Below are 14,104 nucleotides of genomic sequence, written 5' to 3'. Positions count from 1 at the left end.
GCGTCCGTCGCGGAACGGACGTTGCCAGTCAAGCCGGCGATGGGGAACGAGTTCGCGGTGCCGCTCAGGCACCGTACCGGAGGTTACGCCTCCGGGATTGCCTCGGGTTCCTTGAGAACCTGGTTCGCTACAGCGAACGCCACATTGCGCCCGACGCATGCTGGCCGGCGATCACTTTTATGCAGCTCCGTGCCGCCATTGCTTTAGCGATGGCGGCAAACACTGGCTTGGCATCGGCGCCCGGAACCCGCCGATGTACGAACACCCGGGTTCCGCCAACTCAACGAATGGGAAAACACGCCATGGACAAGCCATGCAACAAACGAAATGACCGCGCCATCCCACGACACGGCAAACGCCGTGAGCGGTCGCGCACCTACGAACAGCCTGCACTGGACGACATTCCCTTGAGCCCCAAGCGCAGTGGCTACGTACTGCAGTTGATCCTGCAGCAGCACAACTGGCAGCACAGCAGCAAGCCTAAGGGCGTGAGCCACAAGACGATGGCGGAGCGCACGCGCTTCTGCATCTGGCTGTTCGATTTTCTGCGCGGGCATCCGAAGCACTTCAAGCTGGACCCGCGCTCCTTCAGCGGTCGCCATGTCGAAGCCGTCACTCGCTACTGGCTGGAGGAAGCGCGTGCCGGACAGCTGAGCCCGGCGACGATCCAGACCTACTTCAGCTTCATGAAAACCTTCGCCGGCTGGATCGGCAAGCCGAAGCTGCTGAAACCAATCCAATGCTACTTCGATGATCCGAAGCTGTATCAACGCCGCTTGGCGGCCGGCGTCGACAAGTCATGGCGCGCCCAGGGCGTCGACGTGGACACCGTCATCAAGGAAGTCGAGGCCTACGACGTGCATGCCGCCGCCTCCCTGAAACTGATGCAGGCATTCCAGTTGCGCTTCAAGGAGAGCGTCATGTTCCGCCCGCATACCGACGTGATCAGCGCCGCGCAGGCGGGTAAACAGGATGGCGATGTGGCCTTTTACCTGGACACACACCGAGGCACCAAGGGCGGGCGGGAACGCCTCTTCCCCATCAATAACGCACAACGTCTGGCAGCGATCGACTATGCGCGCCGGGTCACGGTTGGCGTTCATGAAAGCGTCAGCGATCCGCGATTGAGCTTGCAGCAGGCCATGCGCCGGCTGCGCTATGTGATGGAGCGGTTCGGCGTCACTCGTGCAGGTTTGGGGGTGGTGCCCCACGGCTTGCGCCACCAGGGCGCCGCCGACGACTACGAGGGCATGACGGGAATGCCGCCACCAGTCGCTGGCGGTTCAAACGTCGCCCCGACGCTCGATCTGCAGGCACGACGGGAAATTGCAGCCCGCCTCGGCCACGGGCGAGTGCAAATCACAGACGCCTATTGTGGAAAAACGAAGGTGGTTTAGGCCGGCCTGGCTTGATCGCGCGGCGAATTTAATGCCCAGAGCCCTTGTCCGCACCCGCTATTCCATCCAGCCAATCTGCCCAGGCTTGCACCATCTGCCGCCGCTCGGGTAAGTAGTCCGCATGATTGTAGGCGGCTTTCACCCGGTTCCGCTCAACGTGTGCCAGCTGCAATTCGATGAATTCCGACCGGAACCCCATCTCGTGCAGGCGAGTAGACGCGGTGGCGCGAAAATCATGCCCGGTGACAGCGCCCGAGGCATAGCCCATGTGCTCCAGCGCCCGATTGACCGTGGTGGCGCTCATCACATCACGCGGGCGGCGATTGTTCGGGAAAAGCCATCGCCCGGCGCCGGTGATCTGCTGGAGTTCCCGCAACAGATCAACAGTGTTTCGGGCCAGTGGCACGATGTGCGTGCGCCGCATCTTCATTTTTTCAGCGGGGATGCGCCATTCGGATTCATCGAGATTGAAGTCGGTCCACTCAGCCTTGCGCATCTCGACGGTGCGGACGAACGTCAGCAGCAGAAGCCGCAGGGCGATCGCCGTCGTGCGATTGCCGCCATACGCGTCGAGTCGCTTCAGGAAGTCGGCGATGTCCTCACGGGACAAAGGCTTGCTGTGGTTGACAGGGGGTCGAATGATCGCGCCGCGTAGTGCGGCGGCTGGATCGTTGTCCGCCCGCAGCGTTACCACCGCGTATCGAAAAACTGCGGAGCACCATTGACGCAAATTGATAGCCACTGTCTCAGCGCCACGCCTGGATGCACGGTCAAGGATGGCGAGAATATCTGCCGATGTCACGGCCCGGATGGGCAAGCGTCCAATGCGCGGGTAGATGTCGGCCTTCATGCCGCGCTCGATCTGCTGCAGATAGTAGGGCGCCCAGCCACTGCGCTTCTTCTCTTTCCACTCCTCGGCGATAGCCTTGAATGTGTCGTTGTTGGCGGCAATCTTCAGGAGCCGTTCGTTCTGACGGGCATGGGCGGGATGCAGCCCTTTCTTGATCAGTTCACGTGCTTCATCGCGGGCCTTCCGCGCCTCAGCCAAAGTGATTGTCGGGTAATCGCCAATGGCATAGAGATTCTCCTTGCCGGCGATGCGATACCGATAACGCCAGAGTTTCGCGCCGCTGGGTTTTACCTCCAGGTACAGACCATTCGCGTCAGCGAGCTTCAGCGGCTTCTCGATGGCCTTGGCCTGACGAATTTTGATGTCGGTGAGTGACATGGCTGCTCCTCGGAATTCACAGGCGCGCACAGGCGGGCCGAACTGAAATCCATCTTCGCAGTCATTTTTGGTACATCAAGGCCCCGGCCCGAGATGCGATCCGGAATATGAGTGCATACAGGGTCATTGCAGGTGGAAACCAACCCGGCGTACTCACCTTCGCCCTCCTGCATCGCAGCCGACATGATGAACACCTGAGTTGTTTTGGCGCCACTGAGCCGCGTCAAAGCGGGTATCGGCAACGTGCTCCCTGATACCCGCTTTCATACCCGCATTTTTTAGGGATGAGGGGGTCCCTCATGAAACGTCAAGAGCCACGAACCCCATGACGGGCAAGGATTCGTGGGACGTTACGCGATGCCATGAACCCCGGATGACGCTGCTCGATCATCAGCAGCATGCTGTTGATTCCTGATTGGTTCGCAAGCCCACGATTTTACATTAAACGTCGAAGCTGGCTTTTCGATTAAAATGCTTTCTTTCCCGCCGGATTCGCCCATGAGCACCGAACTCACCATCCCCCCGCACAGCCTCTCCATCGTCGTCCCCTTTTATAACGAGGAAGACAATATCGCGCCGCTGGTCAAGCGGGTGCATGAAGCGCTGGTCGGCTACGATTACCCATGGGAACTGGTGCTGGTTGATGACGGCAGCAGCGATGCGACGGTGGATCGCGCCATCCAGTGCTCGCGGGAATACGGGCCGCACGTCCGCGTGGTCGAACTGACACGCAATTTCAAGCAGACCGCTGCCATGCAGGCCGGCATCGACGCGGCGCGTGGCGACGTGATCGTGACCATGGACGGTGATTTGCAGAATGATCCGATCGACATTCCGCGCATGGTTGCCCGCCTGATCAACGAAGATCTCGACCTGGTCGCCGGCTGGCGGCAGAACCGTCAGGACGGCCTGTTCCTGCGCAAGATTCCGTCGAAAATCGCTAACAAGCTGATCGCCCGGATGACAGGCGTGCATCTGCGCGACTACGGTTGCAGCCTGAAGGCTTTCCGCGGCAGCGTGATCAAGAGTGTGCGCCTGTATGGCGAAATGCACCGCTTCATTCCCGCCTGGCTGGCCACGGTCACCACGCCGCGCCGCATTGCGCAGGAGCCGACGACACACCACGCACGCACGGCAGGCGTGTCGAAGTACGGCATTTCGCGCACCTTCCGCGTCATTCTCGATTTGATCGCGGTGTATTTCTTCATGCGCTTTCGCGCCCGCCCCGGCCACTTCTTCGGCGGCATTGGCCTTGGCCTGACGGCGCTGTCCGGCCTGATCATGACCTGGCTGGCCTGGGTGAAATTTGGTCTCGGTGAAAACATCGGTGGTCGTCCGCTGTTGATCGTCGGCATCGGTACGCTGATCGCCGGCATTCACTTCATCACCACCGGCGTGTTGTCCGAACTGCTGGCGCGCATCTATTTCGAGTCCGGCACCATCCGCTCCTACTCGGCACGGCCCGAGCGCGTACTGACCGCCGACGAAGGTTGGCACAAATCGGCGTGAGCGCCGCGGTCAACGGCAAAAACGGCCTTAAATGGCTGTTTGGCCTGACGGCCGCCCTGCTCGCCTGGCGCTTCTGGCTGCTCCCCAATCTCGGCATCACGCTTTACGTCGATGAGGCGCAGTACTGGACCTGGGCACAACATCTTGACTGGGGCTATTTTTCCAAGCCGCCCGGTGTTACAGCACTGATCTGGTTATCCACGGCCTTGTTCGGCGATGGCATGGTCGGCGTCAAGGCATTGTCCATGCTGTGTTACCCGCTAGCCGCTGCCGCGTGCTGGGCAATTGCCCGCCGCCTATACGACGAGCGCACGGCTTTCTGGTCGGCAGTTGCGGTTCTCACCCTGCCCATATTTTCCTGGCTGGGTCTGTTCGTTTCCACCGATGCCCTGCTGACCCTGTTCTGGGCGCTGGCGTTGTGGGCTTATCTGCGGGCGCTGGACACCGACGCCTGGCGCGACTGGCTGTTGCTCGGCGCCATCTGCGGCCTGGGTCTGCTGTCCAAATACACGATGGCCGCCTGGCTGGGCGCTGCCTTACTCCACCTGCTGGTCTTTCAGCGGGCCCGCCTAGTCTCGGCCAAGCCTTGGCTAGCGGCGGGTCTGGCGCTGCTGATGCTGTCCCCCAACATCGTCTGGAATTTCATCCATGATTTTCCGACGCTGAAGCACACCGCCGACATTACCTTGAACCGGACATCCGGCGGCGGTCTGGCGTCGCTCGGCGAATTCTGGGCAGCCCAGTGGATTGCCTTTGGTCCGGTGCTGGGTAGCGTCTTCGCACTGCTACTCGTTCGCGCACGTGAAAGCTGGCGCGATGACCGCACCCGCCTGCTGCTCTGGTTTGCCTTGCCGCTGTGGGCCGTTGTTTCCATGCAGGCCATGAAGAGCAGCGCCAACGCCAACTGGGCGGCGCCGGCTTTTGCACCGGCGGTGATTGCCGTGGTCGCCTGGCTGCTGCAGCGCGCGAAGAAAAAGCTGCTGATCACCGGCTTGGCCATCAATCTGGCCATCGTCGGACTGGTTTATCACTGGCCGCAGGTCATTGCTGCGGTCAACCCGGAAAAACAGGCAAAATTGAATCCTTTCAAGCGCGCCATGGGCTGGGACGATCTTGGCCGCCACCTAAAACCGATTTTGCTGGCACACAGCGACAGCGTCCTGATCGCCGATAACCGCACCTTGCTCGCCCATATGCTCTACGAGCTACGTGACATCAAGCCGACGGCGGCGAGCTGGAATCCATCCGGGGTGGCCAGCGACCATTACAAGCTGACGACCGACTTGCGCCCCTATATTGGCAAGGATGCCCTGCTGATTACCCAGGAAGTTCCTGGCGAAGCATTTACGACACGCTTTGCCGGCATGGAGAAAATAGCCACGCTGAAGGCGACACTGGATGCCCACACCTCCCGCGACATGGATGTTTATCTGCTGCATGAATTCAAGGGCTACTGAGTTCCGCATTGCCGGCATCGCCTTTGTGCTGCTGGCCTTACTGTTCATTGCCTTGCCGCAAATCGATCTGGCGGCCAGCGGCGCATTTTTTCAGGCGACCGGGCAATGGCAGCCGCCCGAAGAGGGCTTGATACGTGGTCTGGCCTACCGTGGCTTACCACGGCTTGGTCAACTCCTGCTCGGCGTGCTGACGCTGCTGCTCTTGCTCGGCCTGAGCGATCGCCTGCCCCGATTGAAGACCCGCCGCGTTGTCTTCGGCTTTCTGCTGGCCAGCGCCCTGCTCGGCCCTGTTCTATTGGTGGATTATTCGTTGAAAGGCCATTTTGGTCGGGCACGGCCGGCTCAGGTTCAGGAATTTGGCGGCGACCGGCAATTCACCCCGGCCTTCGTGCCATCCGAGCAGTGCAAGGGCAATTGTTCCTTCGTCAGCGGCCATGTCTCGACAGCGGCATTCATCATGGCCTTTGGCTGGCTGGGCGCGCCGAAAATTCGTCGCCGCTGGCTGATTGCCAGCCTGGCCTTTGCCGGCTACTTCGCCTGGGCCCGCATGTCGGCCGGCGGGCACTTTCTGTCCGATACGATCTTCGCCTGGTTTGCGACCTATTACTGCCTGTGGCTGACTGAATGGATTTTCCGCCGCATGGGATGGCTGCCAAAGCCGGATCGCAGCCAGATTACCTGAGGCGATAACCGCCTCGGGCATCCATCAATCCCGCTCACCAGGGATTGCAGGCCAAACATTCGGCTTGACGCTGCACGCACTGCCAGTCGATCCCGAGAAAGCCCAACACATCGGAAAGCCGACCACCATTACCGGCCAAACGTCGGCACGCCGTCAAAGGCGCACCTGCAGTCAACAATAACCCCAATAAAATCAGCCAGATAAAAACTCCGGTATCGCCAGAAACTCTGGCACGCCACGTGCCTAGTAGACATGGCGAAACCGACACCGGTTTCATAGATACCCAGACAAGGAGAAACCATGAAACGTCTTATTTCCCGCTGCCTGCTGCTGACTGTCTGCTTTTTTGCGACGTTGCCAGCTTTCGCCGACAAGCCCCACGTGGTTGTCCTCGCTACCGGTGGCACGATTGCCGGCGCCGGCGCAGACGCCGCCAAGAGTGCAACCTACCAGGCCGCCAAGGTGCCAGTGGACAAGCTGATCGCCGGGCTTCCCGCCTTGGGCGATATCGCGGAGGTACGCGGTGAGCAAGTATTCCAGATTGCATCGGAAAGCTTTACCAACGAACACCTGGTCACCCTCGGCAAGCGTGTCGCTGCACTGGCCAAACAAGCTGACGTGGACGGTATCGTCATCACCCACGGCACCGATACGCTGGAAGAAACCGCCTATTTCCTGAATCTGGTTATCCATACCGACAAGCCTGTCGTCGTCGTGGGATCGATGCGCCCGGGCACAGCGCTCTCGGCGGATGGCATGCTCAACCTGTCGAACGCAGTCAGCGTTGCCGCCAGCCAGGATGCACGCGGCAAGGGCGTACTGGTCACGATGAACGACGAGCTGAACAGCGGTCGCGACGTCTCCAAGATGATCAACATCAAGACCGAAGCCTTCAAGAGCCCGTGGGGCGCGCTGGGCATGGTGGTCGAAGGCAAGAACTACTGGTTCCGCCTGCCGGCCAAGCGCCACACCACGAATTCTGAATTCGACATCGACAAAATCAACGTGCTGGCCCCGGTTGAAATTGCCTATGGCTACGGCAACGTGACCGACACGGCCGCCAAGGCGCTGGCTGACAAGGGCGCCAAGGCCATCGTCTATGCCGGCACCGGCAACGGCTCGGTCGCCGCCCGCGTCGTCCCGGCCCTGCGCGAACTGCGCGCCAAGGGCATCCAGATCATCCGTTCCTCGCACGTCAATGCCGGCGGTTTCGTGCTGCGCAATGCCGAGCAGCCGGACGACCAGTACGACTGGGTCGTCGCCCACGACCTGAACCCGCAGAAGGCCCGCATCCTGGCCGCCGTCGCCCTGACCAAGACCAGCGACAGCAAGGAACTCCAGCGCATCTTCTGGGAATACTGAGCCAGCCTAGCTTGACTCGCTAAACCAGCGGCGGGCATTGCGCCCGCCCAGCCTCCCCCGTTTCAGACAAGACACCGATGCCGCATCGCCGATGCCGGCAGGGACCCACTTATCCTCGAATCCAGGATTGCACCATGAAAAAACTCGTACTCGCCATGACCGCTGCCGGCCTCTGCTCGGCCTTCGCCCCCGCCCAGGCCGGCGAACTCGACGACATGAAAGCCGCCATGCAAAAAATGCAGGAGCGCATCGCCCAGCTTGAGGCCCAGGCCAAGGCTGCGCCGCGCGCCGCACCGGACAGCAAGGCACCGGTCCTCTCCAACTCGTCGCTGGGCGCCAACGCCAACGTCACGGTCTACGGCAAAATCGACCTGTTTACCGAATACAACAGCGGCGGCGGCAAGGGCGACCGCCTGTCGCTCGAATCCGGCGGCCTCAACGGCACCCGCCTCGGCGTCAAGGGCGGCGCCGACATCACGGACGGCGTCCGTGGTGTCTTTCAACTGGAAAGCGGCATCTTCCTCAACAAGGGCACGCTGGCCCAGGGCGGGCGGCTGCTCGGCCGCCAGGCGTTCGCCGGCATCGAAGGCAAATACGGCCGCCTGACCGCCGGCCGCCAGTATTCGCCGCTCTACAATGCCGTCATCAATTACGACGCCTACGAGCAGGGTTACGGTTCGCCGACCACCGACGGCAACGTCAGTACCGGCTCCACCCGTTTCGACAACTCGCTGGTCTATGCCAGCCCGAAATTCAGGGGGCTGAGCGCCAACCTCATGCTGGCGCTGGGCGGCGAAACCGGCAGGTCATCGGACGCCATTGCCCTCGCCGTCAATTACGAAAACGGCCCCTTCGACATGAGCGTCGCCTACCAGGATGATGACCATGCGAGCAGCGCGACAGCAAAAACCGAAAACGCCTTCATCGGCGTCGGCTACCAGATCATGAAAACCAAGCTGCTCGCCGGCTATGGCCATGCCGTCACGACGCCGGACGCTGGCCTCAAGACGACGCGCAATGAATGGATGGTCGGCAGCCGCACAGCCGTGACCGGCACCGGCAAACTGCTGCTCTCCTACGGCGAAGGCAAGACCGAGAACAGCAACCCCGACAACAAGGGCAGCGTCGCCACCATCGGCTGGGTAGAAAACATCGGCGCCCAATCCGCCATCTACGCCATCTTCTCCGCCCACAAGAACAGCGCCGGCTCAGCCCTGGTCCCGATGGGCACCAGCTCGGCCGGCAACTACACGGTCAATCCGGGCGATTCAGCTTACGGGCTGGCGTTGGGGTATCAGTACTGGTTTTAAACAGGGTACCCGGGACGGCAATCGCTGTCCCGGGGCATCGTCTGTGTTCGGAGGGAAACGCCGTCATGGTTTCCAACAGAAATTCGCCATTTAAAGTCGAATAAGGTCGGGACTGATGTTTGCTGAAGGGCGTCGGCTCGATCAACTGGCTTGGCATGCGCCGCAAATTGACGAGCTACCGATAGCGGGCACTACAACTCCGTCAAGGTCACAACACACAACGGAGTGTCTGCTCGAGTTACGACTAGCGTGCAATCTTCACACCAGTGGTCCGCAGGATCCCACTTTACGAACTGTTGATACTCGTATATCACTCGGCGCTTCCCAAGAATTGGATTTGGAGGCGAACAAAGTCGCTTTTCAATTTCCGCCTGACTCCATTTGCAATGCGCTGATAGCCGCTGGATAGCTAGTTGAGATGGGGCTGCATCAAAATGCATTGACGAGATAATTCCGTCGAGAAGTTTCTTCAAAACACCAGCAACGTTGGTGATGGCCTCCACAACTCTTAACTCAATATGAATGGCGAATCGACCAATAATAGGTTGGTGTGGCACTGCTGCGGCTTCCGTAGCTCGCCACCAGACATGATGCACACTGGTGGATGAATTGATTGCGAGCAAGGGAAACGCGAATGTGAAGCTGTCTTTTCCGGAAGGCTGGCTTGGCGCGTTGATGAACGAGTATTGGTGATGATGGCTGTATCGGCTACCGTTCGGAGCACACATTGGTTCTGAGCGGATGCGTTTGAACAAAATCCCCCCAACAGTTGCTTCCTTGAAGGCCCCGGTTCCAACGTTATATATCAATACGTTTTCGGCATCACAGAACGTATTATCAAGCGAGGAATATGTAGCGCAGAGTAATGCCCCCTGAGGCACATGCATTTCGCGAATGGCTGCGCGAAGCTTCACTCTTGCCGCCAACATTGGTCCTTTTGGTTCATAAGGGAGGCGTCGGTCGAGCCAGAGGTCAATGGTATTTTTTGAAGTTGCGAGATAGTACTCAGCCATCGTTTACGCTTAACCTGAAATAGAAAACCAGGGTCACCACGGTTACATTTTTTCTGTAGCCGAACACTCCCGGTCAAGCACCGAAAAACCTGCGAGCCAGTGCCGACTGCATGTCGCGACGGCCGTCGATGATCAGGTAGATGACGACCTGGCTGTCAACAACGCGGTAGATGACCCAGTACGGTTTGAAAGCGGTCTGGCGGTACTCCTTGATGCCCAGCGCCGCCAACTCCTTGGGATAGCTACCGCGCTCAGGAAAATGCGTCAGGCCATCGACGACCTCCATTAACTGGTCAAGAACGTAGTTGGCGTTGGCTACGCAGTCGAACTCGGCGATGTAGTCATGGATGGATTCCAGGTCCTGCTCCGCCGCCCGAGTGAGCAGAACCTCGTAGCGATGCGGTTTGCCTGACATCAGGCTAGCGTCCGCTTGTTGCGCAGGCGCGCCACTACGTCGGCGACCGACTTTAACCGGCCGGCTTCGACGTCCTGGTTGCCCAGCGCCAGAATCTTGAGCAGGGCAAGGGTTTCCTGGGTTTCTTCGTAGGACGCGACATCCTGCAGCACCGCCTTGGCTTCGCCGTTTTGCGTGATGACCAAAGGCTCACGCTGTTCGGACAAATGCGCCAGAACCTCGGCGGCGTTGGCCTTGAGGTAGCTGATCGGCCTGACTTGAGATGAGTAGCGCATGGGTTTTACCTTGGGTGACAGAGGACTTAATATAGTCTTTTTACAGTCCTTTAACAACATTCCGATCAATCCAAAATGCCACGGTCAACCGGAAAAAACAGCCAAAATTGAAATCCTGTCGCGGCATTTAGCCCCGACTCACCGCTGCGCTTCAACCGAACCCGCCGATCAAATCAACCCGTATTTCTTCAGCTTGTCGTGCAGCGTCGTGCGGGCGATTTTGAGGGCTTCGCTGGTGCGGGCGATGTTGCCTTCCTGGCGGGTGAATTCGTCGGCGACGAGGCCGCGTTCGTAATTCTCCACGGCTTCGGTCAGCGATTGGGCGGCGCCGCTGCCGGTGGCCATGGCGTCGCGGCCGATGCCCAGCGCGTGGCAGTCGGCGGCGTTGCGCAGTTCGCGGATGTTGCCCGGCCAGTCTTGCGCCATGAGGCGGCGCAGGTATTCGGAGGTTAGCGGTGGCGGCGGGCGGTTGTAGCGTTTGGCGGCGTGGAGCAGGAATTCGTCGTAGAGGGCCGGGATGTCTTCGCGCCGTTCGCGCAGCGGGGGCAGTTCGATGCGCACGACGTTGAGGCGGTAGTAGAGGTCGGCGCGGAATTTTCCCTGGTCGGAAAGCAGCTTGAGGTCATCCTTGCTGGCGGCGACGACGCGGCAGGAAACGGGGATTTGCTGGTTGGAGCCGAGCCGTTCGATGACCCGTTCCTGCAGGACGCGGAGCAGCTTGATCTGCATGTTGACCGGCATCGATTCGACTTCGTCGAGGAAGAGCGTGCCGCCGCTGGCGTACTCGATCTTGCCGATGCGCCGTTTCTGGGCGCCGGTGAAGGCACCCGGCTCGTGGCCGAAGAGTTCGCTGTCGAGCAGGTTGTCGGACATGCCGCCGCAATTGAGCGCGACGTAATTCTGCTGGCCGGGATGGCTGAGGTCGTGCAGGCAGCGGGCGACCATTTCCTTGCCGGTGCCGGTTTCGCCGAAGATCAGCACGTCGACGGCCGCCCCGGCGACGTCGAGGATCAACTGGCGGACCTTGGCCATCTGCGGCGAGCGGCCGATCAGGCGGGATTCGAGGTTGTCGCGATGGTCGAGCCGGCGGCGCAGGGCGTCGACTTCGAGAACCAGCTCGCGCTTTTCCAGCGCCCGGCGCACGACGTCGACCAGATCGCTGGTCGAGAACGGTTTCTGCATGAAATCGTAGGCGCCGCTGCGCATGGCCTCGACGGCCAGCGTAACGTCGCCGTGGCCGGTGATGATGATCACCGGCAGGTCGGCGTCGAGCTCGACGACCCAGCGCAGCAGCGTCATGCCGTCGATGCCCGGCAGGCGCATGTCGGTAACCACGATGCCGGGGTAGCCGGCGCGCAGGCGGCGCTGCGCTTCTTCGGCCGAGCCGACGGCATCAACCGTAATGCCGGCCAGTTGCATGGCCTGTTCGCAGCCGAGGCGAACGTTGGGGTCGTCTTCGACCAGCAGAACGGAAAGCGTAGACTTCATGGCATTACCTTTTTAAGCGCTGATGCAGGGGCCGGAACGGCCGGCAGCAGGATGACAAAGCGTGCGCCGCCACCCGGCGCCGGGCCGGCCAGCAGGTCGCCGCCAAAGTCACGCAGGATATCGCGTGAAATGGTCAGACCAAGACCCAGCCCTTCGCCGGGTTGCTTGGTGGTGAAGAACGGTTCGAACAGGTGCTTCAACGCCTCTTCGGTGAAGCCGAAGCCGCTGTCGCTGACGGCCAGGGCCAGCTGGCCGGAACTGGCGGACTCGACGCTGAAGCTCAGGCTGCGGTGCGGCTCGTCGGCCATGGCGTCAATGGCGTTGCCGATCAGGTTGACCAGCACCTGTTGCAGCCGGTTCTGGTCACACCAGGCAATTGTTGATTTTGGCCCGAAATTCCGGTTGACCGTGACATTGAGCTTTTTCAGCCGGGCGTCGAACAGGAAGAGCGCCGCATCGACCGCCTGCGCCACATCGACCGCCACCGAGACGGCCGGCGACTTGCGGGCAAAGGTTTTGAGCGGGGTGATGATGCCGCCCGCCTGCTCGGCCAGCTGGCCGACAATACCGAGATTCTTTTCCGCCGTGGCGAGGTCGCCGCGATGCATGAATTCAACAGCATTGGCCGACAGTGTACGGATGGCGCCGAGCGGCTGACTGAGTTCGTGGGTGATGCCGGTCGCCATCTGGCCGAGCACGGCGAGCTTGGCGGCCTGGACCAGTTCATCCTGGGCGGCGCGCAGGGTCTGCTCGGCGCGCTGGCGCTCGGCGACTTCGCGCTGCAGGCCGGTGACGGCTTCGGAAAGGTCGGCGGTGCGTGCGGCGACCTTGCGTTCGAGTTCCTCGTTGGCCCGTTCAAGCATGGCGCGCGCCTCCTCCCTCCCCTTGGCCAAGCGCCGACGCTGACTCAGAAAGAGCAGCCAGAGCAGCAGGAAACCGATCGCCGCCCCGGCCAGCGCAGCATGGGTGGTGGCTTGCACGGTGACCGGCCGCAGATCGGAAAAGACGATGATGCGCCAGGCCGTTCCCGGCAAATGGCGACTCAGGGCCAGATAGGACTTGGTCGCCTGGAGCGGCCCCGTATCGCTTTTCAGCTGCCGCGACAGGCGCACCACGTTGCCTTCCTGCGCGGCATCGATGGCGATATCGAGTGAGGTGGTGCCGAGCGGTTGATCGGCAAACTGCTCGCGGCTGATACGCGCCAGTACGTCGGGGCTTTGCGGTTGCAGCGTGGCATAGCGCCACTCGGGCGGCGAGGCGAGCAACACGATACCGTTGGCATCGACAATCAAGGCCGGCGCCTCCTGGCCGAGCCAACGCCGCTCCACTTCGTGCAGGCTGGATTTGACCACGGCGACGCCGATCACCTTCCAGTCCTGATGTTCATCACGAATCGGCAGCGCGAAAAAATACCCCGGCTCCTTGCGCACCTTATCCACCGCATAGTGCCGCCCCGGTACGCCGGCCATTGCGCCCCGAAACAGGGGCATGTAGGACAAGTCGGCACCGAGCAGGTTGTCGGAGAAAATCCAGTCACTCGATGCAACCACCCGGCCAGTGGTGTCGAGGACAAAAATCACCGGCCCGCCCAGGCTATCGTTCAGCTTTTGCAGGAACTGGTTGGCTGATGCCTGCAACGCTGCCTGTTGCCCGGGCGGCGCACGCAGCAGGGCCAGGACATCCGGATTGAGCTCGACGGCACTGGGAATGGAGGCGTGCCGCGTCACCTCGCTGTCGATGGCGGCCGCCAGAATGTCCAGTTGATGGCTTGCCTCGTCGCGCATCTGGTCGAACCCCTGTTTCTCCGACACGCGGTAGGCCAGCAATGCGGTAATCAGGATCAGTGCCAGCATGGCCACCATCACCAGCGGGTGATGGGGCCGGGGCAGGGAAACCGGAATGGGTTGGCGGGTCTCGGGCATGGTCAGCAGTGCCGCAAATGCGTCAGGGAAAAAAGACCCTGACTGC

General features: G+C 61.0%; 12 protein-coding genes. 6 read left to right on the top strand and 6 right to left on the bottom strand.

Annotated features, from left to right (window positions below; genetic code table 11):
- Window positions 1–302 precede the first annotated feature (302 nt).
- A complete protein-coding gene (locus IPJ12_15125) occupies window positions 303–1,397 on the top strand; it encodes an integrase domain-containing protein (GenBank protein ID MBK7648439.1) in 1,095 nt (364 codons plus the stop codon).
- Window positions 1,398–1,425: 28 nt separating this feature from the next.
- Here the strand turns inward: IPJ12_15125 and IPJ12_15120 are convergent, their stop codons facing one another.
- Window positions 1,426–2,625: a tyrosine-type recombinase/integrase gene (locus IPJ12_15120; GenBank protein ID MBK7648438.1), complete on the bottom strand. Its 1,200-nt coding sequence runs from the start codon at window positions 2,623–2,625 to the stop codon at window positions 1,426–1,428.
- Window positions 2,626–3,123: 498 nt separating this feature from the next.
- Between IPJ12_15120 and IPJ12_15115 the strand changes: the two genes are divergently transcribed.
- From IPJ12_15115 to IPJ12_15095, 5 genes are all read left to right on the top strand, one after another.
- A complete protein-coding gene (locus IPJ12_15115) occupies window positions 3,124–4,134 on the top strand; it encodes a glycosyltransferase (GenBank protein ID MBK7648437.1) in 1,011 nt (336 codons plus the stop codon).
- Complete coding sequence (locus tag IPJ12_15110; protein ID MBK7648436.1) at window positions 4,131–5,591, top strand: glycosyltransferase family 39 protein; 1,461 nt, start codon at window positions 4,131–4,133, stop codon at window positions 5,589–5,591. The genes IPJ12_15115 and IPJ12_15110 overlap by 4 nt, the downstream gene beginning before the upstream one ends.
- Window positions 5,533–6,273 (top strand): phosphatase PAP2 family protein, encoded by a 741-nt coding sequence (locus IPJ12_15105; protein MBK7648435.1) that lies wholly within the window; start codon window positions 5,533–5,535, stop codon window positions 6,271–6,273. The genes IPJ12_15110 and IPJ12_15105 overlap by 59 nt, the downstream gene beginning before the upstream one ends.
- A 300-nt stretch (window positions 6,274–6,573) precedes the next feature.
- The gene (locus tag IPJ12_15100; protein MBK7648434.1) at window positions 6,574–7,635 is read left to right on the top strand and encodes an asparaginase; all 1,062 of its coding nucleotides are present in this window, start codon (window positions 6,574–6,576) and stop codon (window positions 7,633–7,635) included.
- Window positions 7,636–7,769: 134 nt separating this feature from the next.
- Complete coding sequence (locus tag IPJ12_15095) at window positions 7,770–8,945, top strand: porin (GenBank protein ID MBK7648433.1); 1,176 nt, start codon at window positions 7,770–7,772, stop codon at window positions 8,943–8,945.
- 191 nt (window positions 8,946–9,136) lie between these two features.
- Here the strand turns inward: IPJ12_15095 and IPJ12_15090 are convergent, their stop codons facing one another.
- From IPJ12_15090 to IPJ12_15070, 5 genes are all read right to left on the bottom strand, one after another.
- Window positions 9,137–9,958, bottom strand: coding sequence for a hypothetical protein (locus IPJ12_15090; GenBank protein MBK7648432.1), 822 nt, complete (start codon window positions 9,956–9,958; stop codon window positions 9,137–9,139).
- Between the two features lie 73 nt (window positions 9,959–10,031).
- Window positions 10,032–10,373, bottom strand: coding sequence for a type II toxin-antitoxin system RelE/ParE family toxin (locus IPJ12_15085; GenBank protein ID MBK7648431.1), 342 nt, complete (start codon window positions 10,371–10,373; stop codon window positions 10,032–10,034).
- The gene (locus IPJ12_15080) at window positions 10,373–10,648 is read right to left on the bottom strand and encodes a type II toxin-antitoxin system Phd/YefM family antitoxin (protein ID MBK7648430.1); all 276 of its coding nucleotides are present in this window, start codon (window positions 10,646–10,648) and stop codon (window positions 10,373–10,375) included. The genes IPJ12_15085 and IPJ12_15080 overlap by 1 nt, the downstream gene beginning before the upstream one ends.
- Before the next feature lie 168 nt (window positions 10,649–10,816).
- Complete coding sequence (locus IPJ12_15075; GenBank protein MBK7648429.1) at window positions 10,817–12,136, bottom strand: sigma-54-dependent Fis family transcriptional regulator; 1,320 nt, start codon at window positions 12,134–12,136, stop codon at window positions 10,817–10,819.
- The gene (locus tag IPJ12_15070) at window positions 12,133–13,998 is read right to left on the bottom strand and encodes a sensor histidine kinase (GenBank protein ID MBK7648428.1); all 1,866 of its coding nucleotides are present in this window, start codon (window positions 13,996–13,998) and stop codon (window positions 12,133–12,135) included. Before IPJ12_15070 ends, IPJ12_15075 begins: the two co-directional genes overlap by 4 nt.
- Between the last annotated feature and the right edge of the window lie 106 nt (window positions 13,999–14,104).

The organism is Betaproteobacteria bacterium, from assembly GCA_016709965.1.
GTDB lineage: Bacteria > Pseudomonadota > Gammaproteobacteria > Burkholderiales > Rhodocyclaceae > Azonexus > Azonexus amarohabitans.
Note: the sequence above shows the minus strand (reverse complement) of the source record. Positions and strands in the feature narration are given on the sequence as shown.

Bases quoted from the DNA above. Each gene is read 5' to 3' on its own strand.
- IPJ12_15080 (MBK7648430.1), bottom strand. From the start codon at position 10,648: ATGCGCTACTCATCTCAAGTCAGGCCGATCAGCTACCTCAAGGCCAAC.
- IPJ12_15100 (MBK7648434.1), top strand. From the start codon at position 6,574: ATGAAACGTCTTATTTCCCGCTGCCTGCTGCTGACTGTCTGCTTTTTT.
- IPJ12_15075 (MBK7648429.1), bottom strand. From the start codon at position 12,136: ATGAAGTCTACGCTTTCCGTTCTGCTGGTCGAAGACGACCCCAACGTT.
- IPJ12_15095 (MBK7648433.1), top strand. From the start codon at position 7,770: ATGAAAAAACTCGTACTCGCCATGACCGCTGCCGGCCTCTGCTCGGCC.
- IPJ12_15120 (MBK7648438.1), bottom strand. From the start codon at position 2,625: ATGTCACTCACCGACATCAAAATTCGTCAGGCCAAGGCCATCGAGAAG.
- IPJ12_15090 (MBK7648432.1), bottom strand. From the start codon at position 9,958: ATGGCTGAGTACTATCTCGCAACTTCAAAAAATACCATTGACCTCTGG.
- IPJ12_15070 (MBK7648428.1), bottom strand. From the start codon at position 13,998: ATGGTGGCCATGCTGGCACTGATCCTGATTACCGCATTGCTGGCCTAC.
- IPJ12_15125 (MBK7648439.1), top strand. From the start codon at position 303: ATGGACAAGCCATGCAACAAACGAAATGACCGCGCCATCCCACGACAC.
- IPJ12_15115 (MBK7648437.1), top strand. From the start codon at position 3,124: ATGAGCACCGAACTCACCATCCCCCCGCACAGCCTCTCCATCGTCGTC.
- IPJ12_15085 (MBK7648431.1), bottom strand. From the start codon at position 10,373: ATGTCAGGCAAACCGCATCGCTACGAGGTTCTGCTCACTCGGGCGGCG.
- IPJ12_15105 (MBK7648435.1), top strand. From the start codon at position 5,533: ATGCCCACACCTCCCGCGACATGGATGTTTATCTGCTGCATGAATTCA.